Origin of the sequence: Thiohalophilus thiocyanatoxydans (assembly GCF_004366735.1) — a bacterium.
In the GTDB taxonomy this organism is placed as follows: Bacteria; Pseudomonadota; Gammaproteobacteria; order UBA6429; family Thiohalophilaceae; genus Thiohalophilus; species Thiohalophilus thiocyanatoxydans.
The window spans coordinates 385,577-410,964 of sequence record NZ_SOQX01000001.1; the positions used below are offsets into that span (position 1 = coordinate 385,577).

The window sequence follows — 25,388 nt, forward strand, 5'->3', positions numbered from 1 at the left end:
AGGGGCTGTGATCGCGGTAGTTTTGTTCAAATGGCGCAGCTCTTAAGTAACGACACACATTGCACAGCGTGAGTTTAATAGGGGTATTCAGGGGCGACACTACCTTTCCCGTTGCGAGTGTTGTCGAACAAGAACCGGGTGAGCTTATAAAACTTATTGATAAGAATGACGGGTCTACTACATTATATACGAGGTATCGTTGCCAAATACACAGTGTCAACATAAAGTGACAGAGAAAATGTTGTATCACTGATACTCAATTAGCTCCGCAACCAGAGCCAGAAAGACGTTGATACTTCTTATCACCGCGCATGACCGGTGCCGACAGGCAGCAGGTTAATACGTTACCGGAAGAGCCGTTTATCGTGAGTCCTTATCAAGAAACCGACAACCCGGCTGAGTCCGATAATTCCAGGCGGCCTATTCTGTGGCTGTTTATTCTGCTGACGGTGATGGCGTTAATCGGTTTTTCCATCTCGGCCTGGCAGCTGTGGGTGGATGCCAAACGCGATGCGCGCGACAAACTGGGTTACGTTAACCGGCAGCTCGTGCAGGGAACCCGCGCGACGTTTATCAAGCACGAGACCGTTCTGCGTATCGTGGGCGAAGAGCTGGTGCGTTCCGGCGCGCTGGAGAACCCGGAACAGGGACGTGACATTATCGAGGATATGCAACGTACTGATCCGGGCATGGTGGGCTTTGGCCTCGCCGCGCCCAATGGCCAGCTGTTGATCGTCAGCGGTGTGCCTGAGGGCAAATCCCTGCCCAACCTGATGGAACAGGAGGTATCTGTCGACAGTTTCCACCAGGCACTGAACAGTGACGGGCTGGTGGCGGGGCGGCCCTATTTCATGCCCCTGCTCGATGACTGGGTGATCCCGATACGAACCACAATCAAAGATGCCAACAGCGAGCCAGTGGCGGTGATGACCGCCGGTTATCAGATTACCGGAGGCACTACCGCCTGGGGCGGGTTGGAACTGCCTGAAGAGGTCGGCGTTGGCATGATCCGGTCCGATGGGTACCTGCAGTACGCGCATTTCATCCAGAACGAGGCTATCTCGCGCCAACATCTGGATGAGATTTACTCTTCGCCAAGTGTTAGTTATATCATCGAGGCCCTTGAGAAGAACAAAGCACAGGAGGGGTTCATCGCGCTGGAGAAGGGATTCAGCGCCGATGATCTCTTGCTTGCGTATGAATATCTGCCGGATTACAACCTGTACGCGATAACCGCCCTGCCGCAGGCCCGTATTGTTAAAGAGTTTTTACATAAGCTTGCTCCCTGGATCGCACTGATGAGCATTTATCTGGCTCTGGGTTTTATCGGTTATCGTTCGGCACTGACCACGCAACGTAAAAACGAGAATCAGCTGGCGTATCTGGCACATCATGATTCGTTGACCGACCTGCCCAACCGTACATTGATGCGTGATCGTCTCGAGCAGGCGTTGAAAATTGCTCACCGCGAACATGAACATGTGGCCCTGTTGTTCATCGACCTTGACCGTTTCAAGGAGATTAACGACCAGCATGGTCACGCCCATGGCGATGCATTACTCCAGGTGATTGCCCCGCGCCTGCAGCAGGCAGTGCGCCCCAGCGATACCGTGGCACGCCTCGGTGGCGACGAGTTTCTGATTATTTTGCCCGACATACATAACGGAAGTTCGCTGGAAAAGCTTCTGATGCGAATACGTGAGCAGCTTGTTCAACCGATTACGCTCAACCAGATCGAGCATCGGATATCGGCCAGTATTGGCGTGGCTATTTACCCGGACGATGCAGAGAATGCCGATGAACTGTTGCGTTATGGTGACATTGCTCTGTTCGAGGCCAAGGACCGGGGACGTGACTGCCATGCCTATTACGACTCGCAACTCAACGAACGTGCGCAGCGCCGTTCCGCGTTGCGTGAAGCCCTGGAACGGGCGCTCAGCGAGCGAGCTCTGTATGTACATTATCAGCCGCAACTCTCTGCCAAAGCCAGTGAAGTCGAATGTGTCGAAGCGCTGGTACGCTGGGAGAGTGACAAGTTCGGCGCCGTTTCTCCCGAGGAGTTCATTCCACTGGCCGAGGAATCAGGGCTGATCAACGAACTGGGTGAGTTCGTTCTCAATCAGGCCCTGGCGGATGTGCAGGAACTCAATCGACGTTGCGAGACTGATATCAGGCTGTCGGTCAATATCTCGGCGCAGCAAATGCTGGATTCGAAAATTGTGAGCAAAATACGCGAGGCACTGGATGCCGCGAACTTTTCTCCCGAGGCACTCACCCTGGAGTTGACCGAAACCGTGCTGATTCAGGAATTCGATCGCATTGCCAGTGAACTGCGTACCCTGCGTGACATGGGAATCGATATTGCTATCGACGACTTCGGCACCGGCTATTCCTCGCTCTCTTATCTTAACCGGTTACCGATCTCGGAACTGAAGATCGATCGCAGCTTCGTGCGCGATATCGATCAGAACAAGTATAACCGCAAACTCATTGCCTCGATTATTGCGCTGGGTAAAGGCCATGAGGTCAGGCTGGTCGCCGAGGGGGTAGAAACTTCCTCCCAGGCAATCTTGTTACGCGAGCTTGGCTGTCATCTTCTACAGGGCTTTCACTTCGCTCGCCCGATGTCTATTGACAAGCTGATCGATTTTGTTGGTTATGGCGATCATTCCGATGTCTGAGCGCATACTCACCCGATGTCTGCCCGAAGAGCAGCCATTGTTGCGAGGTGGAAGGAAAGCTCACAGGCGAGTGGCCGGACCCATGAGCAGTATCGAACACCTGGAACTGGCACCGGGTTTTATATCCGGCTATGATATATTAAATAACCACGTTGGAGACGCAAAATGGATATTTCGACAATCGTGACCCTGGTGGTACTGGTCATCATCGTGGTGTACATCATCGCGGTTTACAACCGCCTGGTGGCGCTGCAGAATCGTTTCAAGAACGCCTTTGCCCAGATCGAGGTACAGCTCAAGCGCCGTTATGATCTGATTCCCAATCTGGTGGAAACCGCCAAGGGCTATCTCAAGCACGAACGTGAAACCCTCGATGCCGTCGTGCAGGCGCGCAACGCGGCGCAGCAGGGGCTGGATCAGGCGCATGACGATCCCGGCAACCCGCAGGCAATCGATAACCTCAGCCAGGCTGAAGGCAATCTGGCCGGCGCGCTGGGGCGCTTTAACCTGGTGGTCGAGGCCTATCCCGATCTCAAGGCCAACCAGAACATGATGCAGCTTAATGAGGAGCTGACCAGCACCGAAAACAAGGTCGCCTTCGCCCGTCAGGCGTTTAACGATGCCGTGATGGCCTACAACACCTACAAGCAGTCCTTCCCGCAGACTGTGTTCGCCGGCCTGTTCGGCCACGGCCAGGATGCCCATCTGCTGGAGTTCGAAGACAGCGCCGAGATCCAGGCCGCGCCCAGCGTCTCGTTTTGATAAAGCTGTTACGCTAGGCCATGGACTTTTTTGAAGCACAGGATCGGGCTCGACGCAAAACCGGCTGGCTGGTGTTGCTGTTTATGCTGGCGGTGGCGGGGCTGATCCTGCTGACCAATCTGCTGGTACTGGGTGTGCTCGCCTATAACCAGACAGAAGTGGTGACCTTCTCCCCCGCGCTGCTCGCCGAGCAGTTTCAGTGGGATGTGTTCCTCGGCGTGGCCGCGGTGATCATCGTGCTGGTGTTTCTCGGCAGTGCCTATAAAACGATGTCGCTCTCCGGCGGTGGCCATAAGGTGGCCGAGATGCTCGGCGGCCGGGCGCTCAGTCCCGACAGCCGCGATCCCGACGAACGTCGCCTGCTGAACGTGGTGGAAGAGATGGCCATCGCCGCCGGCATGCCGGTGCCCCGGGTCTATCTGCTGGAGGAGGCGGGCATCAATGCCTTCGCCGCCGGGTCCAATCCCAATAACGCGGTGATCGGCATCACCCGCGGTGCGATGGAGACCCTCAACCGCGACGAGTTGCAGGGCGTCATCGCCCACGAGTTCAGCCACATCTTCAACGGCGACATGCGTATGAACATTCGCCTGATGGGTGTGCTGCACGGCATTTTGTTACTGGCGCTGATCGGCTATTTCCTGGTGCGCTCGTCGTACTTCACGCGCCTCTCCCGCAACCGGCAATCCGGCGGGCTGATGATCGCGATCATCGGCCTGGGTATCGGCCTGCTGGTGATCGGCTACGTGGGCCACTTCTTCGGTCAATGGATCAAAGCGATGGTCAGTCGTCAGCGCGAATACCTGGCCGACGCCTCGGCGGTACAGTTTACCCGTGACAAGCAGGGCATCGCCGGCGCGCTGAAAAAGATCGGCGGCGCCGCGCACGGCTCGCTGCTGGAAACTCCGTCCGCCTCCGAGTACAGCCACGCCTACCTGGCCCAGGGGGTCAAGGGCTTCATGCAGTCGCTGTTTTCCACCCATCCGCCGTTGCCGGATCGGATCAAGCGCCTCGATCCCGCCTGGGACGGCGAATTCGTCGCGCCGGTTAAACAATCCCCTGGCGCCGATACCGGGCCGACCGCTGAAGCGGCACCCAAACCGTCACTGGACATTGTCGGCGCGGTGGTCGCCGCCGGGGTGCTCAGCGCCGGCAAGATGGTGGATCAGGTCGGCAACTTCGACGAACAGCAGGTCGAGGCCGCGCGGGCGATCCTCGATAGCATTCCATCTGAACTGCGCGAGGCCGCCGCCGAACCTTTCGGTGCCCGCGCGGTGATCTATGTGTTGTTACTCGATCCCCGCCCCGAGGTCGAACGCGAACAACAACAGCTGCTGGAACAACAGGCCGATCCGCAAGTGCTCAGGGTATGCCAGGCGCTGGCGCAACGGCGTCGGGATCTGCCCGAAGCGGTGCGCCTGCCGTTGATCGAGCTGACCCTGCCGGCACTGGAAGAATTATCGCCAGCGCAGTACCGCCGTTTTCGCAGTGTGGTGCAGGCCCTGATTGCCGCAGACAGGCGCGTTGATCTGAAAGAATGGATCCTGCAGCGGCTGGTGATCCGGCAACTCGATCAACAGTTCGGCCTGCGCAAACCCGCCAGAGCAAAACATGGCAAGTTAATACAGGTCAAAGCCCAGCTGCAGGTGATCCTCTCGCTGGTCGCGCATACCGAATACCCCGACACGCAACAGGCCGAACAGGCCTTTAATGCCGGCGCGGCCGAAGCCGGTATGAGCGATCTCGCCCTGCTGCCGCGCGATGCACTCGATCTCGAGACGCTCAACAAGGCGCTCGACACCCTCGAACAACTCAAACCCCTGGCCAAACCCCGCCTGCTCAAAGCCTGCGCCGTCTGTATCCTGTTCGACAACAACACCACCGTCCCCGCCCAGGAACTGCTGCGCACCATCGCCAGCTGCCTTGACAGTCCGATGCCATTATTAGTTAAAAGTACTTAGTACTCAGAACTCAGAACTCAGAACTCAGTACTCAGAACTGCCCGAAGGGCCCGGTCTGACCCGGTTACGTCCCGCAGTCTTGGCCTGGTACATCGCGTCATCGGCACGCTTGATCAGGCTGTCGGGTGTGTCGCCGGACTGGTAGGTACTGACGCCGAGACTGACGGTCACCTGGCCGACGGTGGGAAAGCGGGTGTCGGCGACGGCCTGGCGCAGGGCCCCGGCGGCCTGCAGGGCGCCGTCGAGATCGGTTTCGGGCAACAGGATAATGAACTCCTCGCCACCCCAGCGTGCCAAAACGTCACTGTCGCGCGTCTGTTCGCGCATGATAACGGCCAGCTGCCGCAGCACTTCGTCGCCGGCGTTGTGGCCGAAACGATCATTGACCGTTTTGAAGTGATCGATATCCAGCAGGATGAGTGCCAGCTGTCGCCGGTAACGGGTCGCGCGTTCCAGCTCGTGTAAAAGCAGCGCTTCGAAGTTGCGTCGGTTATACAGTCCGGTCAGGCTGTCGTGACTGGCCTGGCGTTGCAGCTCCTGTTCCAGCTTATGGCGTGCCAGTGTCCCGCCGATCATGTCCGCGGCTACCTGTAACAGCTGGATATCGGTGTGCGGCCAGTGTCGATACATCTCGGAAAAAGAGAGGATCAGCACCTCTTTCAACCCGCCTTCCCGCAAAATCGGCAGAGCCAGAACCTCACGGATATCAGCATCGGTCGCGATCAGGGCGTGTTCGAGGATATGGGCATTGTCTTCGTTCGCGCTGACGATAACAGGCTCCCCCTTTAGAAACACCGTATAGTATGGATTCAATACGACAGCCGGGATATGAAAATCCGCTTCTTTGGGGGGAATGCCCGGCGCGGCCCATTGACTCACCAGATCAAGCCCCCCGGTGTCGTCATTGTAACGGAACAGGGTGCAGCGCAGGGATTGCATGAACTCGCCAAGACACCCCAGGGTGTAGACGACACAGGGAGGATCGGCTTCATCGGACTGACAGACCAACAGCGTAACCGAGATCTTCCGTACCACCTCTTCCAGCTCCAGTTGTCGTTGCAGACGGGCCTCTGCTTCTTTGCGAGAAGTAATATCGATCGCGGTGGAGATAATGCGTTGTTGGCCGCAGACCTGCATCTGTCGCAGAAAGACATCCTCCCAGGTTGGTTGGCCGTCGACGCTGCAGGTCAGCCATTCAAATCGCTGCGGTCCCTGCTCGCGCACCCGGGTGATCCAGTCGTGCATATCCGCCAGTGAATAGGGCGGCTCGGCCCAGATCGTTGCGCTCCCGAAAGCGACCTGGTTGAGCGTCTCGACATCCGGGACCCCGTAACTTTCCAGAGCCCGGGCGTTGGCTTCCAGCACGTGTGCTGTCTCCCGATCATGCACCATGATCGAGATCGCGGCATTTTCAAACAGAACCTGAAACTGTTCGCTGCGCTCGGCCAGTTCCTGGCGCAAGCGGGTCCGTTGCCGGCGCAGCGCCCGCATGTACAAAAGAATGAAGAGTAAGACCAGCAGCGCCGTGATCCCGACCAGGGCCGGAAACAGCCAGCGCGGTGTCACCTCGATGGTATCGGTGTGTATCCAGCGGTTAATAATCCGCGACAGTTCATCCTCCGGCAGGGTTTCGATGGCGGTATTGATCCGCTCGAGCAGGGCCGTCTCGCCTTTTGGCACGGCGGCAACCAGCGGCCGCTCGTAAAGGATCTCGAGTACATGGAAATTTTCCGGACGGGAGAACCGGGCCAGCAGATGCTGACCCACGGGATAGTCGGCGACAAAGGCCGAAATCGTGCCGGCGGTGGCGCTGGCGACCAGCCCCGTATTGTTTTGATACTCGCGAACGGGGAGATCGGGGTAGTGTTCGCGCAGGTATTCCAGTTCGTAACTGCCGGCGATGACCCCCAGCGGGGCAAGGGCGGGATCAGTCAGGTCGCTGGAGCGATACCTGGTGGATACGAACACGGCCGCTTCCAGCGTCAGAATCTCCCGGGAGAAGTCCAGCGTCCGGGCACGTTCCGGCGAGGGGATCAGCCCGCCATGCACCGGCACCGCACCACTACGCACCTGCTCGATGGTCTGCGGCCAGTCCACCAGCCGAAACTCGACCGGTTGTCCCATCTGTTTGCCCAGCACCTGCCACAGATCGACCAGCAGTCCCTGCGGCTCGCCGTCACGATTTTGAAATGCCAGGGGCGGCCAGGCGTGATCCTGCGAGATTACCAGCGGCGTCTTGCTCCCGGGTTCGGCTACAACAACGAGGGACGTGGCCGACAGAGTCAGCGCCGCCAGCAAACCTGAAAATTTAAGCAAAGTGATAGGAGACATGGCCTCGGTTCAGTGGTCCTGACAATCGGCCACAAAAACCCGGTCACCGGCAGGGAGACCGGGTAGATAAGTCTCGTGTGTTCAGATCATTGTTATCGACCGGCTCGAAATAATGTTAAGGCTCCGAACAGAATTATCGTCCCTGCAATCACTACGGTATTACGGGTGAACCGAACGCCGTCCCTGTTTTTTGTGTGCGCCTGTTCTCGTAGGAGGCTGTTCAAGCGCGACAGGATAATTGGCAAGGCGTCGCTGCTGCGTCACTCTCAGCATCCATGTTTCTCGTGACAGAGCCCACCCCGCGAGTAATACGAGTGTTTTGGGTGTTAGTACTTCCCTGTACGTCAAGTACCTCCCACTGGTCCTCGATAAACTAAGAACTAAGAACTCAGCACTCAACACTGCCCGAAGGGCCCGGTCTGACCCGATTCCGCCCCGCTTTCTTGGCCTGGTACAGCGCGTCATCGGCACGCTTGATCAGACTGTCGAGGGTTTCCCCGGGCTGATAGGTACTGACTCCGAGACTGGCGGTCACCTGTCCGACGGTGGGGAACCGGGTGTCGGCGATGGTTTGGCGCAGGGTCTCGGCGGTTTGCCGGGCGCCGTCGAGATCCGTTTCGGGCAACAGTACGATAAACTCCTCGCCGCCCCAGCGGGCCGGAACGTCGCTGGCGCGCATCCGGGTTTGAAGGGTGTCGGCCAGTTGACGTAGCACTTCATCACCGGCGTTATGGCCGAAGCGATCATTGACTGTCTTGAAGTGATCGATGTCCAGCAGGATCGCCGCGACGTATCGGTGATAGCGGTCTGCGCGTTCTAATTCGTGTAACAGCAGATTTTCGAATTTACGCCGGTTATACAGACCGGTCAGACTGTCGAAGGAGGCCTGATGCTGCAGCTCCTGCTCCAGTTCCTGTCGTAGCAGGGCATTGCCGATCAGATCCGCGGCAACATGCAGCAGCTTGATCTCCACCTGTGACCAGCGCTGTTTCGGCTCAGCGAAGGAGAAGCTCAGAACACCCGTCAGACAACCCTCGCGCAGGATCGGCAGGGCCAGCAGCGAGGCGATGCTCCCCGTCGAGAACAGGAACTGTTCCAGAAGAACACCACCTTCGAGATCGACATTAAGCGTCAGTGCCTCGCCACGCACCAGCACGGGCAGATAAGGGCTAATCGCGGCCGCCGGGATATGGAAGTCAGGCTCACGCGGTTTAACCCCCGGCGCGCACCATTGTCGCTGCAGGTCAAAGCGGCAGTGTTCGCTCTCATAGTTGAACAGGGAACAGCGACTCGCCTGCATGAACTTGCCGAGTTTCGCCATGGCCCGGGCGACCCCGTCACGCTCGCGGTCCAGCAGGATGACGGAGACCTGGCGCAGCAGCTCTTCGAGCTCCATCTGCCGTTGCAGCTCGGCCTCGGCCCGCTTGCGCGCGGTAATGTCGATGGTGGAAGAGATAATCCGGGGTATGCCGCCGATTTGTACCGGCTGTAAAAAAACCTCATCCCAGTGCGCGTCGCCACCACTGTGGTAAGTCAACCACTCAAAATGTTGTGGCCCCTGCTCGCGCACCCGCGCAAACCAGTTTTGCATGTCCGCGAGAGAATAGGGCGATTCAGCCCAGAAGTCGGACGCGCCAAAGGTGGCCTGATGCAGTGCCGATACACTCTCAACACCGTATTGTTTCAGCGCCCGGTTGTTGGCCTGTATAACCTCGCCGGTGTCACGATCATGCACCATTACTGACATGGCGGCGTTGTCAAACAGCGCCTGGAACTGTTCGCTCTGTTCTTTCAGATCCCGGGTCCGCTCCTGTAGCCGGGTTGACAGGAGACTGCGTTCGCGGCGCAAGGCGCGCAGATACAGGCCGACGAACAACAGCAGCAACAGGACCGCGATGGTAAACAGAGTGGGGACAACCCAGCGCGGGGTGACCTCGACGGTTTCGGTATGGGTCCAGCGATTGGTAATACGGGCCAGCTTCTCGGAGTCCAGTTCGGTGATAGCCCGGTTAATGGTTTTCAGCATTGCCGAGTTGCCGGCGCGCACTGCCGCCACCAGCTGCTGTTTGTACAGTACTTCCAGCACATGAAACTCGCCCGGGCTGGCATGAACATCCAGCAGATAACGGCCCACCGGGTAGTCAGCGGCAAAGGCGGCCACCTCACCGGCGACCGCCGCGCTTACCAGATCGGCATTGTTGGGGTATTCGCGCAGCGGCAGGTCCGGATAACGATTCTGTAAAAACTCCCGCTCGTAACTGCCGGTCACCACCCCGATCGGTGCCAGCGCCGGATCGCGAACCGACCTGGCGCGCGCATCAGTACTGACAAACAGCACTGTCTCCAGCGGCAGCAAGGGTTGAGAAAAGTCCAGAAATTGTGCGCGCTCGGGCGAGCGGAACAGGCCGCCATGCACTGCGGCCCGACCGTCACGTACCTGCTCGATACTCTGTGGCCAGTTCACCAGCTCGAACTGCACTGGCCGGCCCATCTCCTCACCCAGCGCCCGCCACAGATCCACCAGCAACCCATGCGGCTCCCCGTGACGATCCCGAAACGCCAGCGGCGGCCAGCTGTGATCCTGGGAGACCACCAGCGGCGCGTGTGTCTCCTCATTGGCCGCCAGCGCAACCATCGGCAAGACCAGCGTCAGACAGAACAACCCTGTAAATCTGAGAAAAATGGTAGGGAACATGGCCGTATTTTAATTGAAACAATAAAACCGACCAATAGTTGACCAGCCACGGCTGGACGCATTGGGTATAAGGGATCAGAGTCGGGGTCGAGAACCCGTCCCCGGGTCGTGCAGGAGGGCTTCACAGGCCGCGACAGGGAGAAGTGTACAAGGCGTCGCCGCTGCAAACTCCCTCATATGCTCGTCATGAACTTAGCATCTGGCACTCGCTACTCAGAAATGCCCGAAGGACGATGGCGGATTTCGACCGGGGGATATCCCTGCTAGTATTAATAGTAATCGGGGCCCGGATTTGTGAATCAGACCTGGCCGCTGAAACAGCCAACTAAAGGACTTTGATGCCTTAAATTCGAGGGGCAAGACCCTTATGGAGTAGCATGTCTTCCTGGTCAAAATTTGAATGCGAGGCGATTGTGCGAGATTACTTCCAGATGTTGATGGAAGAGATCGCCGCTCGTCCGTACTCCAAGACAGGGCATCGCAGGGCATTGCAATCGAAACAAGTGAAGCGTTCTGACGGCTCAATTGAATATAAGCATCAGAATATCAGCGCAATCTTGCTGGAGTTAGGTTATCCCTATATTCAGGGCTATAAACCGGCATTTAACTATCAGAAAATCCTCAAAGACACGGTCCTGATGCATCTGCAAAGTCAGGCAGGCGTGGTCGAATCCAAGGTGGTTGAATTAGCCGACCAGGTTCCTGAGCAATCAGGCGAGGTTGACTGGAATAGGGTTCTTGAGACCCCACCCGATCGGCTGCCTGACTCACCAGTGGTTGGAGCCAGAGAATTTAACCCTGGTCATTATAATTTTGCCGCGCGGGAGGAAAGAAATCGGCGATTAGGTCAACTCGGTGAAGAATTCGTGCTTGAATTCGAGAAATATCGACTTGAACAGGCAGGCCGATTGGACTTGGCACGTGAGGTTGAATGGACGAGTCAGAAGCTTGGCGATGGGGCTGGGTATGATATTCGTTCGTTCGACGCGCAGTATGAAGAAGAGCTGTTCATCGAGGTCAAAACGACCAATTCAGGAAAATACCAGCCGTTTATGATCAGTGACAATGAAGTCGCCTTTTCTGCATCAACCGAAGACAAATACGCTCTATATCGAGTTTTTGATTTTCGGTGTAATGCAAGAATATTTACCTTGCAGGGAAATATTAACGAGAATGTTAAATTGCAACCTAAGCTGTACAGAGCGAGTTTCTGATTGAGTGATATATTAGGGTGAAGACAGGTGACCAGAGGGGGTTGAATTTTAATCCTGTCTACTGTCTCTTATCTCAAATATTTGCCTGTCAGGCATACTACGCCATATGAATTCATTTGAACTCGACAACCTCCCCGATGTGCGTGACGGGCTGACCCGCAAGGAGCGGATCGTGCTGTATTGTCTGTATCAGGCACAGGCCGAGCTCGGTGACCGGAATGTCCCGACTGCCATGCTTTACGGCCGTGTCGTCGAACATATGGATATGAGTGAAGGTGAGTTGCAGGCAATTCTGCAGCATCTTATGGATTCTAAATAATATATAGTTTTACCGTTATTCTATCACTGACCGGGCTGACTACGAATGCTCAGTAATTTATGAAGCTGCTTGTCTATTCTTCCGTTACGCTAATCGTCATAGTTGTCATGATGCTGATTGCGTTGTCTGTTGCCTCGCGTAAACAGCCGGATCTGGGGCTGGTTGATGGCCAGTTACCGCCCTGTCCGGCGACACCCAATTGTGTCTGTAGTGAGTACCCGGTGGAGGGTGCTTCTATTGAACCGCTGGGCTATTATACCCTGACTCCTGATGAGGCATGGGCGAGGCTCAAACGGGTGGTCGCCGAAACCGGCGGTGAGGTGATGGCGGAGCAAGCCGGTTATCTGCACGCCGTTTATACAACGCCGTTGCTACGGTTTGTGGATGATGTGGAATTTCGTCTGGATAAAAAACAACAGGTGATTCATATCCGCTCGGCATCGCGGGTCGGGCGCTCGGATTTTGGCGCCAATCGCACGCGGGTGGAGAAGATCAGAGCGGCATTTGGCGAACAGGCGGGATAAAGCCACGCGAGACACAGTAGCCCGGTTGAAATAATTGTTGAGTCATATATCGTAGTATTTTCAAGTTGTTAATCTGGAGAGAGTGTTATGCAAGTGAGCGAAGCGGTCCGTGCACGACGTGCCATCAAATGGTATGACCCGGAACATCAGATGCCGGAGGAGACGTTTAATAAACTGATGGAGCACGCCATACTCTCCCCTACCGCGTTTAATATTCAAAACTGGCGCTTTGTCCGGGTGCGTGATCCGCAGCAGCGCCAGGCGATTCGTGCCGTTGCCTGGGATCAGGCGCAGGTGACCGAGGCCTCGGAGCTGCTGGTGCTGTGCTTTGACAACAAGGCCTGGGAACACGAGCCGCAACGTTACTGGCAAAATGCTCCGCAGGAAGTCCAGGATATGCTGGTGCCGGCGATTGATGGCTATTATCGGGACAATCCCCGGGTGGAACGTGACGAAGGCATGCGTTCCTGCGGGCTGGTCGGGCAGACGATCATGTTAATGGCGCAGGAGCTGGGCTATGAGACCTGTCCCATGGACGGTTTTGATTTCGACGCCGTGGGGAAAATTATCAACCTGCCGGCCGATCACGATATTGCCTTTATGATTGCCATCGGCAAGGGCATCAAGGAATCCTGGCCCAAACCGGGGCAGCTTGATCTGGATGACGTCATGGTGACCGATCGATTCGCATGAGGAGAGATCGTTGGCAGTTGGCAGATAACAGTCGCAGAGAAGGCCAGGATCAAGTGGCACGGATCCGGTGTATCGAGAATCGCGCCCGTGGGGGCTCCCGCATCACTCGCGCCCTGGCCAGGTGCCGGCAGGTTTTTGAGCGAGCGGTTTATAAAAAAGCTAAATTGCATAGTCATACTATGTATATTTGAAGTCTGATAAACTTGCATGCAGTTTAAATTCGGCTATTATTGCATAGTATGACTATGCAAATACGCGAAATGCCAAACCAGTATACGACGTTAGAGCGAAAACCCCTAGGCGCGGTGTTGCCCGAGGGACGACTGGTTGATCGCAAGTGGCTGAAATCCAGAGAGTTTAATCGTCCCCTGGTGGACTATTATCTGCGTAGCGGGGCGCTGGAAGCGGTCGCCCGCGGCATATACCGGCGGCCGGGCCCGGCGCTCAAATGGCAGCACGTGGTGTATTCATTACAGGAGCTGGGTTTTGCCATCCACATAGGCGGGCGGACGGCCCTGGACCATCAGGGCATGGCGCATTATCTGCCCATGGGGGGGCATGAGACGATCCAGCTTTATGCAGCGGGTAAGCTGCCGGCCTGGTTCGCCCAACTCGAGACGCCTGTGGAGTTTGAACGTCATTCCCGGGCATTGTTCGCTGCCAATGTGACCACGGCGGGCTATACCAGTCTGCCATTTGGTGGCTGGGACTGGCCGCTGAATTATTCGACCCGGGAACGGGCGCTGCTCGAGTACGTGGATGAGCTGCCCGACAGGGCGGATCTGGATATGGCGGACAAATACATGGAAGGTGCCACCAGCTTTCGTCCCGAACTGTTGATGAGCCTGCTGCAGGCCTGCAAGCGGATCAAAACCAAACGCCTGTTTCTGTGGCTGGCGGCGCGACATCGGCATGCCTGGTTTGCACAACTGGACGTGAGTGCCCTGGAGCTGGGGAGCGGCAAGCGCGTGGTTTACCCGGGCGGAGTGTTGGATAAACAGTACAACATCACCGTGCCCCGTGAATATGCCAATGGAGAAAAGCCGGATGGAACCGGGCAGCCATTATTTTAACCAGGTTGAGTTGCTGGTACGAATACTGCCCCTGGTGGCCAGGCAGGATTGCTTCGCCCTGAAGGGCGGTACAGCCATTAACCTGTTTGTGCGGGATTTGCCGAGACTGTCGGTCGACATCGACCTCACCTACCTTCCTGTTCATCTTCGTGATGCGGCTCTGCCCGAGATGGATGCAGCGTTGCGTGCCCTGCAGTTGGAACTCGAAAAGCTGCTACCGGGTGTGCGTGTGACAGGTACCGCACTGGCAGGGACCCGTTATTACCACAAGATCGTCGCCCAGCTGGATGTGATCCAGGTGAAAATTGAGGTTTCACCGGTAATGCGCGGTATCGTGGAGCCGCCGATTTTGATGGAAACTTCGGCACAAACACGACAGACATTCGGTTACGTAAAAGTGCCGGTTGTGGCATTTAACGATTTGTATGCGGGGAAGCTGTGTGCGGCATTGAGCCGTCAGCATCCGCGGGATCTGTTTGATGTGGCAATACTGCTGCGTAATGAAGGCCTGACTGACGCGTTGCTGGAGGTGTTTCTGGTTTATCTGGCCTGTGGTAACAAACCAATAGCAGAGATGCTTGCTCCCATCGAGTATGACCTTGATCGCTATTTTGTCGATGAATTTGCAGGGATGACCCGGGAGCCCGTCAGTGTGGCCATGCTGCACCAATCGCGCCAGCAATTAATCACGGAATTAAACCAAAGACTCACCAATACACATAAACAGTTTTTGTTGTCATTGAAGCGAGGGGAGCCCGAGTGGGGGTTGTTGAACCGACCGGGAATTGAGCAATTACCCGCGATACAGTGGAAATTGCACAACATTCGCAATATGTCCAGGCAAAAACATCAGGCCGCATTGGCCAGGCTGGAAAAGGTTCTGTATAGCTGAATTGTATTCCGGATTTCTTGCTCCAGCCGGGTTACGGACTTTATCGGGGCCTACCTCGCCCGGTATTCACTGTATAACGCCACCAGTTGTTTGGCGTGATGGAAGAGCACGCGCAGTTTGCGGCGCTCGGTGCGTGACATCTCGCGCAGGCTATCCCGGGCCCGATCAAGCCGGGCGTTGGCGCCTTTGAGATTATCGTCCAGCAGGTGATACTGGGCGAGGGTGAGGTTCAGGGCCACCGCCTCACCCCGGCTGGCGGGATTGTCCAGGGCGTTGAGCAGAAGCTGCTTGCCGGCCTGATCGTTGTCAGCGTCTTTATCCAGCAAATAATAGTCCGCGCGGGCATTGTCCGACAGGGCGGCCAGTTGTTCGGTGGTTTTGGGTTCCTTGATTCGCTGGTATTTCACCAGTTTGTCGTCGATCAGATAAAAGTAGGTGCCATAGGCATGTTTGGCAGCCTCGCCGGTAACCACGGCCTGCTCGTCGTGGCTGTAGTTGGAAATCAGCCAGAGGATCGGCCTGTTGTCGTCGGGGAGGACATCAGTGCGCAGGGTCACGCGCAGCGGTTCCGGGCCCGCGTAGGCGTCGCGGATCTGCAGCTGGCTGAAGCGCCGCTGTTTGAGGTTGTCGAGGGTATCGAAGAGGATCTCGGCAATGGCCTCGTCAGGCAGATGCCGCTCTACCTTCAGGGCCTGGATGACGTTGAAGTAGAGATAGTAAATCGAATAAAAATCGTTGGCCTGGTAGGCGACCTTCTTGTCGTTCTCCTGGCTGAGCACGCGGTATTCCGCCGCCTGCGCCCCGCTGTAGAGCACGCTGGCTGAAAACAGGATCAGGGTGAGCGTTATCAGTCGTCCCATGATGAATTGTCTCTGATTGTTATTATCAGGCTGATTTATAACACGTTTGCCGGCGATGACCGAAGCGGCCGGCGGAGTTTGTGAACGCTGCCGCTGTTTTATCTGGGGGATGTGGCCGGGGAGTTGGTGGCCGGGAGGCAGACGATGATGGTTGGACCTTGCTCCATGCCTTTTTTGTCCACCCTTGTCCCGTCAACGAAAGCGGGCATGGCGACGCCTTTGCGTTCATTTTGAGCAAAGGCCTCAAAAGGGACATGCGCCGGGGCATCATCGTTCTTACGCCAAAAAACTGTGAGGCGGGACGCCCGGGCTCGACACATGTGCCAGAGTGAAACAGTGCAAAGCATAAAAAATCAGGGGTGACATGGGTGTAACCCGGACCCGGTGCCATTCGGAACGCGGGATGGTGTAAAGAAAAATTTTACATTGGGCATGTTTGAGGTCGGTTTTACGGGATCGAACCGATCCCGATCCGTCTTTTGTCATCCGGCCGGGTTGCCGGTCGGTATATTCGGTACGGTGCAGGGGATCGCTTGCGCTGGTATTGATGATCCGGGTATGGGTAATCGCAAATCGGGTGATGGGTTCGGCGGGTGGTTATCCGGTTCGGGATCGGGATGTGTCACTGTGCTACACAAAAATGGGGTATCGGGCCGCGCGCTCTTCGTTGTCGGCCTCTTTCGGGCCCGCTGTCATGGTCATTGATGAAAAGAAAACTTTTACACAGGCTATAAAGGATTGTCACACAGGGATTTTTTGTCTTTACACAGGCGGGCTGGCACAGAGGAAGTGATGTCCCGGCATGCTGTTTGCTCCTGTCTGCGTGAAAGCAATCAATTGACGCTTAAGGAGATTGGATTATGAAGTTCGATAAAAAATCATTACTGGTCGCGCTGTTTGGCATGGGTCTGACGCTTGGCGCCGGGAGCAGTGCCTATGCACAGGCCGGCGGTGCCCAGCAGCAACAGCAGCAGGGCGGTGGTGCCCCGGGTGGTGCTGGCGGTGCCCAGGGCGGCGCGCAACAGGGCCAGCCTCCCCAGCAGCAGGGACAGGCCGCCGCGGATGTGGACGACGAGTCCCTGAGCAAGTTCAAGGATGCCTTTGGTGACGTCAACAGCGTTCGTGAATCTTTCGCGGGCAAGCTGGAGGATGTGGAAGATCCCGAAAAGGCACAGAAAATCCAGCAGCAAGCCCAGCAAGAGATGCAGGGTGCGGTGGAAGATGCCGGTCTCTCTGTTGAGGAATATAACCAGATCTTTGCCGCTGTCCAGCAGGATCCGGAGCTGCAGGAAGAGGTCCTCGGTGACTCACAGGGCCGGTAATCACGCTGTTACCGATAACCCTGTGTCAGCACAATGCCCCGCCCCAGGCGGGGCATTTCTTTTTGGGCCGGGGGAAATCTATCTGCAGCGGGGCAGCGGCACCGCTCCTTTACGCAGTACCCGGCTATCAGGGGCGGGAGTCTGTCGCCGGTTTCAGGCGCAGTAACGAACCGTTGGATTCATCAGTGAGGATCCAGAGCAGTCCGTCCGGTCCCTGGCGCACGTCGCGGATACGCTCGCCGCGTTCTTCGAGCAGTTTTTCCTCTTTAACCACCTTGTTGTCTTCGAGGACCAGCCGCGCCAGATGTTCGTGGGCCAGGGCGCCGACGAAGAAGTTGCCCTGCCAGTCGGGGAAGGCGTCGCCGGTGTAGACGGCCAGGCCGGAAGGGGCGATGGAGGGGTCCCAGTAGTGTACGGGTTGTTCCATGCCTTCTTTATGGGTGATGCCTTCGCCGATCTGGCTGCCGCTGTAGTTGATGCCGTAGGTGATCACCGGCCAGCCGTAGTTGTTGCCGGCTTCGATAATGTTGAGTTCATCGCCGCCGCGCGGGCCGTGTTCGACCTGCCAGATAACCCCGGTGTCGGGATGCACGGTCATGCCCTGGGCGTTGCGGTTGCCGTAGGTGTAGAACGAGGGTTTAACGTCATCGCGATCGACAAACGGGTTGTCGTCGGGAATGCGCCCGTCGGCGTGCAGACGATGGGTGCCGCCGGCGTGATCGCTCAGGTCCTGGGCGCGGGGCTGCTCGCCGCGATCGCCGACAGTGAGATAGAGATAACCGTCTTGATCAAAGACCAGGCGTGAACCGAAGTGGCGACCGGTATCGCCGGCCGGCTCGGCGATGAACAGCACTTCCACGTCGCTCAGCCTGGCGTCGCGATAGCGGCCACGCGCGACGTGGGTGGTGGCATCGCCTTCATGATTGGCCACGTAGCTGAAGTAGAGCCAGCGGTTGTCGGCAAAGTCCGGATGCAGGGCGAGATCCAGCAGGCCGCCCTGGCCGGTGGGGTGGATATCGGGCAGGCCACTGACGGTGTTCTCCAGCAGCTTGCCGTCGCGCCAGATCCGCAGGCGTCCGGCCTTTTCGGTAATCAACACCTCGCCACCGGGCAGGAAGGCCATGGACCAGGGATGGCTGAGGCCGTCGGTCAGGACCTCAACCTGATAGGGACGCGGTTCGCTGGCATCGGTGGACGCATTGCAGGCGCCGAGCAAGAACAGGCTCAGGCTGGCGAAAAACAGGTGTCGGAACATACCGGGCTCCTTTAAATAGGCTCTGCGCGGGATATCGAGGGTGGTGCTTTCAGTGTAGTCAGACCGGCGACGATGTCGATGGTTTCCTTTCAATAACCGTTGCTCATTCAAGGCCAGCTGATTTCGATCCCGGCGTAAAACCGACGTTCGGCGCCCGGCTCATAGTAACGGTCGTTGCTGGCATTGATGCGCAGGTTACCCAGGTGTTCGGCGTCGAACAGGTTCTCGATGCCGATGACCAGTCGTGTCGCATGATGCAGTGAATTGAGTTCCCGGCCCAGGCGCAGATCGGTGGCGGTTTGCGACCCGACCCTCTCCGCGTTGGCATCGTCGGCGTAGCGGGTGCCGATATGTTGTGTCGAGATACCGGCGAACCAGCCGTGTCTGAAGTCGTACTCGGCATCCAGGAAGAGAGTCCAGTCGGGCAGGCCGGGCAGCGTCTTGTCGCTGGCGTCATCGAACCGGGCGTCCATCCAGGTTAAGGCACCGGACAGTTGCAGGCGGGGCAACGCTTCGGGCCACCAGCGCGCACCCAGTTCAATCCCGTCACGGCGGGTGCGATCGGCGTTGCGGTAGAAGGTGCGCTCATCCGACGGGTCGGCGCCCGGATCATCATCGACGATGATCTCATCCTCGACCCGCACCGTGAACAGGGTGGCCTCCAGCCGGTAATGGTATTGCCGGGCGCGCAGGCCGACCTCGACACTCTCGCTGTATTGGGGTTCCAGGTTTGGGCGAAAGCCGCTGCCGTCGGGGTTGGCGAATTCGGTGAAGGTCGGTGCCTCGAAGCTGGTGGCGAACTGGGTGAAGGCGGACCAGTGCTGATTTAACGTGTGACTGTAGCCCAGGCTGTAGTGGGTTTCGCGATACAGCCGCTCGCCGGAGTTGTCGATGCCGCCGGGTTGCAGCTGATCGGCGATGGACAAAGAGAGGCGATCGTGGCGCGCGCCGATGATCCAGCGACCCTGATCCCGTTCGCCAAGCGGCCCGGCCAGTTGCAGACCCAGGCCGGTATTGCGTGCCCGCTCGATTTGATCCAGTGCCAGGTCGGTGCTGATGCCGCTGCGGCACAGATAGGGATCGAGATCGGTATTGCGGCAAAAACGTTGACGATCGTCGCGCTGGGCTTCCAGGCTGAACTGGCTGTGCAGGGTCAGTTCCCCGATGGGGCGCTGGTAGTGCAGCGTGCCGCCGAGGATGCGTCGATCGTAACGAATCAGACTGTCGCCCGGAAAAGGCAGTTGTTGTTGAAAGTCGCGTTCGGTCAGCCAGGTTTGCAGGCGCAGTTGATGGTCGCGTTGGTCGAACCGGTGCACCATGCCCAGCGAGGCGATGTTCTGATCCACCTGCTGGCCGGCATCCATGTTTGATGCCAGCGGCGCGGCCTGTTCGGGATCGTCTTGCCACTCGTCATAAGTCAGCCCGCCGGGATCGTCGGCCAGCGGGTTGGACAGATGGTTGAGGATCGCAAACCAGTTGCGTCTGCCCTGCTGATGATCGAGATACAGGCCGGCATTGCGTCGTTCGACTTCGCTCTGATCGCGGTAGCCCGCTTGTTGTAAGTGGGTGCCCGCTACCCGGTAAGCCAGTGCCTCGTGCTCTCCGGTGAACGCGCCGTGGGCCCGCCGCAGGCCAAAGCCGCCGAGCTGGGCCTCGGCGCGGGCCCTGTCAGCGCGACGGGGATGCCGGCTGCGGTAATCGAGCAGCCCACCGCTGCCGTTACCGTGCAGTACCGCGTTGGCTCCGCGCAGCACTTCCACGCTCTCGATGGAACTCGGATCGATGGCGTCGATCTGCGCCTGGCCGTCCACCGTGGTCAGGGGAATGCCGTCCAGACGCACCCGTACGCCGCGGATCCCGAACGGGGCGCGGGCGCCGAAACCGCGGATCGACACGCGCGGGTTCTGTGCGAAGTTGTCGCGATTTTGTACCAGTACGCCCGGGGCCAGACTCAGGGCATCGGTCGGTTGCAGGGGCGCACGGCCCTCGCCGATGTCCTCGGCCTCGATCAGGGTGACCCCGCTCGGTGCTTCCTGCCAGCGGGTTTCGATCAGGGGCGCGGTGATCCGGATGGCTTTCGGTTCGCTCTGTTCTTGCGCGGCGAGCAGCCCGGGCCAGAGTCCCCCGGTGGTGAACAGCACGAACAGGCAAAGCGGTCTTGGCATAATCAATGTAAGGGGATAAACCCGGGGGCGACCGTGGCAGCGTAGCAAGTCTGGCCCGGGGCAGCCAGCATGGACAGGTCGACAAACAGTGAATTGAGCGGGCAGCACCCATCACGCAATATCGGGCTTTGCGTTTTGTCAGAGTATTCAGGGGACGAGGAAGCCAGTCTGCCGGTAAGCGGTTTGGCAAGGCTGTCGCAATAAGCGGCTTTTCCTTTTAATATAGCCAGTTCACACGCACGGATGATCCCATGTCGCCCATCGTCTCTATCACCAATCTGTCCAAGACCTACGGCAGCGGCTTCAGGGCGCTGAAGAACGTCAGCCTGGATATTCAGCCGGGGGAGATCCTGGCACTGCTGGGGCCCAACGGTGCGGGCAAGACCACGCTGATCTCGATCATCTGCGGCATTGTCAATGCCAGTGGCGGTTCGGTGACAGTGGACGGGTATGACATCCGGCGTGATTACCGGCAGACCCGCAGCCGCATCGGGCTGGTGCCGCAGGAGCTGAGCCTGGGGGCATTCGAGAAAGTCTGGCACACCCTGTGTTTCAGCCGCGGGCTGTTCGGCAAGCCGCCCAACCCGGCGTATATCGAGCAGGTGCTCAAAGACCTGACCCTGTGGGACAAGCGCAACAACATGCTGATGATGCTCTCCGGCGGGATGAAACGCCGGGTGCTGATCGGCAAGGCGCTGGCCCACGAGCCGATGGTCCTGTTTCTGGACGAACCAACCGCCGGCGTGGATGTGGAGCTGCGCCAGGAGATGTGGGCCCTGGTGCGCCGGCTGCGTGCCTCGGGGGTGACCATTATTCTCACGACTCACTATATCGAAGAGGCCGAGGCGATCGCGGACCGGGTCGGGGTAATCAACCAGGGCGAATTACTGCTGGTGGACGACAAGGATGCGCTGATGCACAAGCTGGGCAAGCGCCAGCTGGTGATCGAACTGGAGACGCCGTTGACAACCTTGCCCGGGGAACTGGCGGCCTGGAAGCTGGAGTTGTCGGAAGGCGGCGATAAACTGGCCTATACCTATGATCCGCATAAAGCGCATACCGGGATCCACGAACTGCTGCAGGCCCTCGCCGATAACGGACTGGTGATCAAGGATGTGCAGACCACCCAGACCTCACTGGAAGAGATCTTCGTTAAACTGGTGAAGGGTAAAGATGAGAAGAGATAGTTGGCAGTTGGCAGTTGGCAGTTGGCAGATGGCAGTCATAAGTGGAAGGCTGGCTCAGGTGCAGCCGAACCATCGGTATTAACAGGCCATCGCTCTGGGAAGAGAATGAATACTGAGGTGGGAGCGGGCTGCGACCGCGACAGCCGGGTTCTGTCGAGAGCTGTATCGCGCCCTGGGGCGCACCCATGCGCAGATTGAGGTGCGATCATCGAAAGATTGCTTCGCTTCGCTCGCAAGGACAGTAAACAGCGGTGTCATTGCGAGGAACAACGTGACGAAGCAATCTGTAGACAGAAAGCATTGTTTTGTAATGACGGGCATGTGAGAGAAACGGATGAATTACTACGCCATACGGGTGATCTACAAACACGAAATGCGCCGGGCGTTCGAGACCGTGGCGCAGAGTTTCGCCTCGCCGATATTGACCACGGTGTTGTATTTCGTGGTGTTCGGCTCGGCGATCGGCTCGCGGATCGAATCGGTGGGCGGTGTCTCTTACGGATCGTTTATCGTGCCCGGTTTGATGATGCTGGCGATCCTGACCCAGAGCCTGTCCAATGCCTCGTTCGGGATTTTCTTTCCCAAATTCACCGGCGCCATCTATGAACTGCTCTCCGCGCCGGTATCGTTCGTGGAGATTCTGATCGGTTACGTGGGCGCAGCGGCCACCAAGTCGCTGATTATCGGTCTGGTCATCCTCGGTACCGCCGGCTTTTTCGTGCCCATCGAGATCGCGCATCCGTTCTGGATGCTGACGTTTCTGGTGCTGACCTGTATTTCGTTCAGTCTGTTCGGCTTTATCATCGGTCTGTGGGCGACCGACTTTGAAAAACTGCAACTGATTCCGCTGCTGGTGGTGACCCCGCTGGTGTTTCTCGGCGGCACTTTCTATTCCATCGACATGCTGCCCGAGGCCTGGCAGACCGTGACACTGTTCAATCCGGTGGTTTATCTCATCAGCGGTTTTCGCTGGAGCTTTTTCGAAATTGCCGATGTCAGCGTGGCGGTGAGTATCGGCATGATCCTGGGGTTTTTGATTGTCTGCCTGGGCATTGTCTGGTGGATGTTCAGGACCGGGTATCGGCTGAAGCAGTAGCCATTTTTCGAAACCCCCTCTCCCTGACCCTCTCCCCCTGAAGGGGGAGAGGGAAGAAAAGAAAAAGAGACTGCATCAAGTTCAGAAAGAAGTAACAGATTGGAATCTATGCTTTACTATGGATCATAAAGCGTAAAAAAGTTGCAGCAAGGAGGCTGACTATGACAAAGAAAAATGAAAAACTCCCCTCTCCCGCGGGCGGGAGAGGGGTTGGGGGAGAGGGTGCGACGCTACGCCAGCGGGCCAAGCAGCTGCGTTCCAGCCAGACCCCGGCGGAAGAATTACTCTGGCTTTATTTACGTGCCCATCGGTTTATGGGGCTCAAATTCAAACGGCAGAAGCCCATCGGGCACTATATCGTCGACTTTGTCTGTCATTCCCCGAAAATCATTATCGAGATCGATGGCGGTCAGCATGTCGAACAGGAAGAGTATGATCAGCGGCGGGCTTTGGTTTTAAAGCAGAAAGGATTTACGGTGCTGCGTTTCTGGAACAATGAAGTTCTGAAGGAAACTGAACCGGTACTGGAGAAGATACGTTAGACTGCTATAGCTCTCTCTGGCCAGGAATAGGTCCTGGTTTCTAGCAGCCAGTGAACGCCCCTTTCTGTTACAGAAGCGGGCGTCGCGTGCTGGTGTGAGGGTGGTGTTCCCGTTTGTTAATGTTGTGTGACGTTGCCTGTCCGATAACCCCGCTGCGTGGTGATTTGTTTGCGTTTCTTTTAAGATATACCGCGTCTGTCCGATAAAGACCCTGAAGCCATTCCGGCTCCGGGTTTTAATTAGTTGATAAAATATGTCTTGTATTGTACTGCTACCGCTCTTGCCTCAGGTGTTCGGCAAATGACCGTGAAATTTGATGTCATGGTGTTGATCCGGGCGCTGCTGGTCGGTCTGGCGTTCTACGCCGGGGCCCGGCTTGGCGTGACCCAGACGATTACGCCGGAAGGGATTGCTATCCTCTGGCCGCCCAACGCGGTGTTGCTCTCGGCCTTTTTGTTATTTCCTTATCGGCAATGGCCCTGGCTGGGAGTTGCGGCGCTGCTCGCTGAATGCCTGGCCGATGTACCGGCATTTCCACTCTGGGCCGCGCTGGGGTTCGGCCTGACCAACCTGTTCGAGGTGGCACTGGCCGCCTGGCTGATTCGACGCGCGGTGGGCGAGCAGTTTGACTTCGATCGTCTCAGGTCTGGGGCCTATTTCCTGTTGTACGGCCCGTTTCTGGCGTCGGCACTGGCGGCGTTGGCGGGCGCGGCGATCTATGTGCTGCTGGATCGGGCCGACAGCGGGTACTGGGCATTGTGGCGTGTGTGGTGGTTTGGTGATGCGCTCGGGCTGTTATTGTTGACGCCGCTGATCGTGGTGATGTGGCACTGGCTTGAGAAAGGTCTGCCCCGCATCAACTGGCCGGCGGTGGGCGAGCTGCTCGTACTCTCGTCGTTACTGATCGGGCTGGGGATCATGATTTTCAGCGAGGGCACTCGCGGGGAGCCGGGATTTCATCTGACCGCGATTGTTCTGTTGCCGTTCAGTGCCTGGGCGGCGTTCCGCTTTGGCGTTCGCGGTGCGGCAATCACGGTCGTCATCATCGCGGTACTGGCGGTGGGCTTTATGGTACGTGGCAGTCATCCCTACACGGATTACGCGCCGCAGCTGGCAGTCTGGTTAATGCAGGAGTATCTGGCGGTGGTAGCGCTGGTTTCTGTCGGTCTGGCGATTCTGTTGGAAGAGATTCGGACGCAGCGTAACCAGCTTGAACAGCGGGTCCGCGAACGTACCCGCAAGCTTGAGGAAGCCAACCTGCGACTCAAGGAGCAGGCTTCGATAGATTACCTTACCGGGATTGCCAATCGGCGACATTTTTACCACATCGCACAACGTGAATTAAAACGCCGTACGGTAAGTGGTGGCGCGATCTCGTTGATTTTGTTTGACGTGGATCACTTTAAAGAAGTCAATGACCGCTTTGGGCATGATGTCGGTGACATGGTTCTCAACCGGATTGTTGATGCCGTGAAAGAGACGATTCGTCCACTGGATATGTTTGGTCGCTTCGGTGGGGAGGAGTTTTTAATCCTGCTGCCGGATGTACCCCAGGATATAGCCGTCAAGGTTGCCGAGCGGATTCGCAAGGGACTCGAAGCCCTGCAAATCAGCCATGAAGATCAGATTATCGAGGTGACAGTGAGCCTGGGCGTGGCCCAGTGGGACGGGTGTTCTACGCTGGATGAGTTGATCACTCAGGTTGACAAGGCCCTGTATGAGGCGAAGGCGCTCGGGCGTAATCATGTACAGGCTGTTTCCCCGGTACTTGATGTGGTTCAGGCACCGGTCAGCCCCGGGAAGGCCTGAGAATCCG

The 25,388-nt window shown here is 57.5% G+C and carries 19 protein-coding genes; 14 read left to right on the forward strand and 5 right to left on the reverse strand.

The genetic code is table 11. The features are described from left to right. Nucleotides 1–365: 365 nt before the first annotated feature. The 3 genes from EDC23_RS01775 (at nt 366) to EDC23_RS01785 (ending at nt 5,404) form a co-directional block, all read left to right on the forward strand. On the forward strand, nt 366–2,681 hold the full coding sequence (locus EDC23_RS01775) for a bifunctional diguanylate cyclase/phosphodiesterase (protein ID WP_166668744.1): 2,316 nt from the start codon (nt 366–368) through the stop codon (nt 2,679–2,681). Between the two features lie 165 nt (nt 2,682–2,846). Next, the gene (locus tag EDC23_RS01780) at nt 2,847–3,443 is read left to right on the forward strand and encodes a LemA family protein (RefSeq protein WP_134080556.1); all 597 of its coding nucleotides are present in this window, start codon (nt 2,847–2,849) and stop codon (nt 3,441–3,443) included. 20 nt (nt 3,444–3,463) lie between these two features. Further along, nucleotides 3,464–5,404, forward strand: a complete 1,941-nt coding sequence (locus EDC23_RS01785) for a M48 family metallopeptidase (RefSeq protein ID WP_134080557.1) — start codon at nt 3,464–3,466, stop codon at nt 5,402–5,404. 24 nt (nt 5,405–5,428) lie between these two features. Here EDC23_RS01785 and EDC23_RS01790 read toward each other — a convergent pair whose 3' ends face one another. Together EDC23_RS01790 and EDC23_RS01795 are read right to left on the reverse strand one after the other, a co-directional pair. Next, nucleotides 5,429–7,735 (reverse strand): diguanylate cyclase, encoded by a 2,307-nt coding sequence (locus tag EDC23_RS01790; protein WP_134080558.1) that lies wholly within the window; start codon nt 7,733–7,735, stop codon nt 5,429–5,431. A 388-nt stretch (nt 7,736–8,123) separates the two neighbouring features. After that, nucleotides 8,124–10,397, reverse strand: a complete 2,274-nt coding sequence (locus tag EDC23_RS01795; RefSeq protein WP_166668745.1) for a diguanylate cyclase — start codon at nt 10,395–10,397, stop codon at nt 8,124–8,126. Between the two features lie 410 nt (nt 10,398–10,807). On the opposite strand from EDC23_RS01795, the gene EDC23_RS01800 reads away from it, so the two are divergent. The 6 genes from EDC23_RS01800 (at nt 10,808) to EDC23_RS01825 (ending at nt 15,145) form a co-directional block, all read left to right on the forward strand. Next, complete coding sequence (locus EDC23_RS01800) at nt 10,808–11,644, forward strand: DUF3883 domain-containing protein (protein ID WP_134080560.1); 837 nt, start codon at nt 10,808–10,810, stop codon at nt 11,642–11,644. Between the two features lie 106 nt (nt 11,645–11,750). Further along, nucleotides 11,751–11,963: a hypothetical protein gene (locus tag EDC23_RS01805; RefSeq protein ID WP_134080561.1), complete on the forward strand. Its 213-nt coding sequence runs from the start codon at nt 11,751–11,753 to the stop codon at nt 11,961–11,963. A 59-nt stretch (nt 11,964–12,022) separates the two neighbouring features. Next, the gene (locus tag EDC23_RS01810; protein WP_208321243.1) at nt 12,023–12,487 is read left to right on the forward strand and encodes a DUF1499 domain-containing protein; all 465 of its coding nucleotides are present in this window, start codon (nt 12,023–12,025) and stop codon (nt 12,485–12,487) included. 87 nt (nt 12,488–12,574) lie between these two features. Beyond that, nucleotides 12,575–13,180 (forward strand): nitroreductase family protein, encoded by a 606-nt coding sequence (locus EDC23_RS01815; protein WP_134080562.1) that lies wholly within the window; start codon nt 12,575–12,577, stop codon nt 13,178–13,180. A gap of 245 nt (nt 13,181–13,425) precedes the next feature. Beyond that, on the forward strand, nt 13,426–14,253 hold the full coding sequence (locus EDC23_RS01820) for a type IV toxin-antitoxin system AbiEi family antitoxin domain-containing protein (RefSeq protein WP_208321244.1): 828 nt from the start codon (nt 13,426–13,428) through the stop codon (nt 14,251–14,253). Further along, on the forward strand, nt 14,207–15,145 hold the full coding sequence (locus EDC23_RS01825; RefSeq protein ID WP_208321245.1) for a nucleotidyl transferase AbiEii/AbiGii toxin family protein: 939 nt from the start codon (nt 14,207–14,209) through the stop codon (nt 15,143–15,145). The genes EDC23_RS01820 and EDC23_RS01825 overlap by 47 nt, the downstream gene beginning before the upstream one ends. A 50-nt stretch (nt 15,146–15,195) precedes the next feature. On the opposite strand, the gene EDC23_RS01830 is transcribed toward EDC23_RS01825, so the two are convergent. Beyond that, nucleotides 15,196–16,005: a hypothetical protein gene (locus EDC23_RS01830; RefSeq protein ID WP_134080563.1), complete on the reverse strand. Its 810-nt coding sequence runs from the start codon at nt 16,003–16,005 to the stop codon at nt 15,196–15,198. An 860-nt stretch (nt 16,006–16,865) separates the two neighbouring features. On the opposite strand from EDC23_RS01830, the gene EDC23_RS01835 reads away from it, so the two are divergent. Next, nucleotides 16,866–17,327 carry a DUF4168 domain-containing protein gene (locus tag EDC23_RS01835; protein ID WP_134080564.1) on the forward strand — a complete coding sequence of 154 codons (462 nt, stop codon included), beginning with the start codon at nt 16,866–16,868 and terminating at the stop codon, nt 17,325–17,327. A gap of 127 nt (nt 17,328–17,454) precedes the next feature. Here the strand turns inward: EDC23_RS01835 and EDC23_RS01840 are convergent, their stop codons facing one another. Next, complete coding sequence (locus EDC23_RS01840; protein WP_134080565.1) at nt 17,455–18,582, reverse strand: PQQ-dependent sugar dehydrogenase; 1,128 nt, start codon at nt 18,580–18,582, stop codon at nt 17,455–17,457. 107 nt (nt 18,583–18,689) lie between these two features. Next, nucleotides 18,690–20,747: a TonB-dependent receptor family protein gene (locus EDC23_RS01845; RefSeq protein ID WP_134080566.1), complete on the reverse strand. Its 2,058-nt coding sequence runs from the start codon at nt 20,745–20,747 to the stop codon at nt 18,690–18,692. 251 nt (nt 20,748–20,998) lie between these two features. Between EDC23_RS01845 and EDC23_RS01850 the strand changes: the two genes are divergently transcribed. From EDC23_RS01850 to EDC23_RS01865, 4 genes are all read left to right on the forward strand, one after another. Further along, a complete protein-coding gene (locus EDC23_RS01850; protein WP_134080567.1) occupies nt 20,999–21,934 on the forward strand; it encodes an ABC transporter ATP-binding protein in 936 nt (311 codons plus the stop codon). Nucleotides 21,935–22,268: 334 nt separating this feature from the next. Beyond that, the gene (locus tag EDC23_RS01855; protein ID WP_134080568.1) at nt 22,269–23,030 is read left to right on the forward strand and encodes an ABC transporter permease; all 762 of its coding nucleotides are present in this window, start codon (nt 22,269–22,271) and stop codon (nt 23,028–23,030) included. A 161-nt stretch (nt 23,031–23,191) separates the two neighbouring features. After that, nucleotides 23,192–23,572, forward strand: coding sequence for an endonuclease domain-containing protein (locus tag EDC23_RS01860; protein ID WP_134080569.1), 381 nt, complete (start codon nt 23,192–23,194; stop codon nt 23,570–23,572). 300 nt (nt 23,573–23,872) lie between these two features. After that, on the forward strand, nt 23,873–25,381 hold the full coding sequence (locus EDC23_RS01865; protein ID WP_243830683.1) for a sensor domain-containing diguanylate cyclase: 1,509 nt from the start codon (nt 23,873–23,875) through the stop codon (nt 25,379–25,381). The last annotated feature ends 7 nt before the right edge of the window (nt 25,382–25,388 follow it).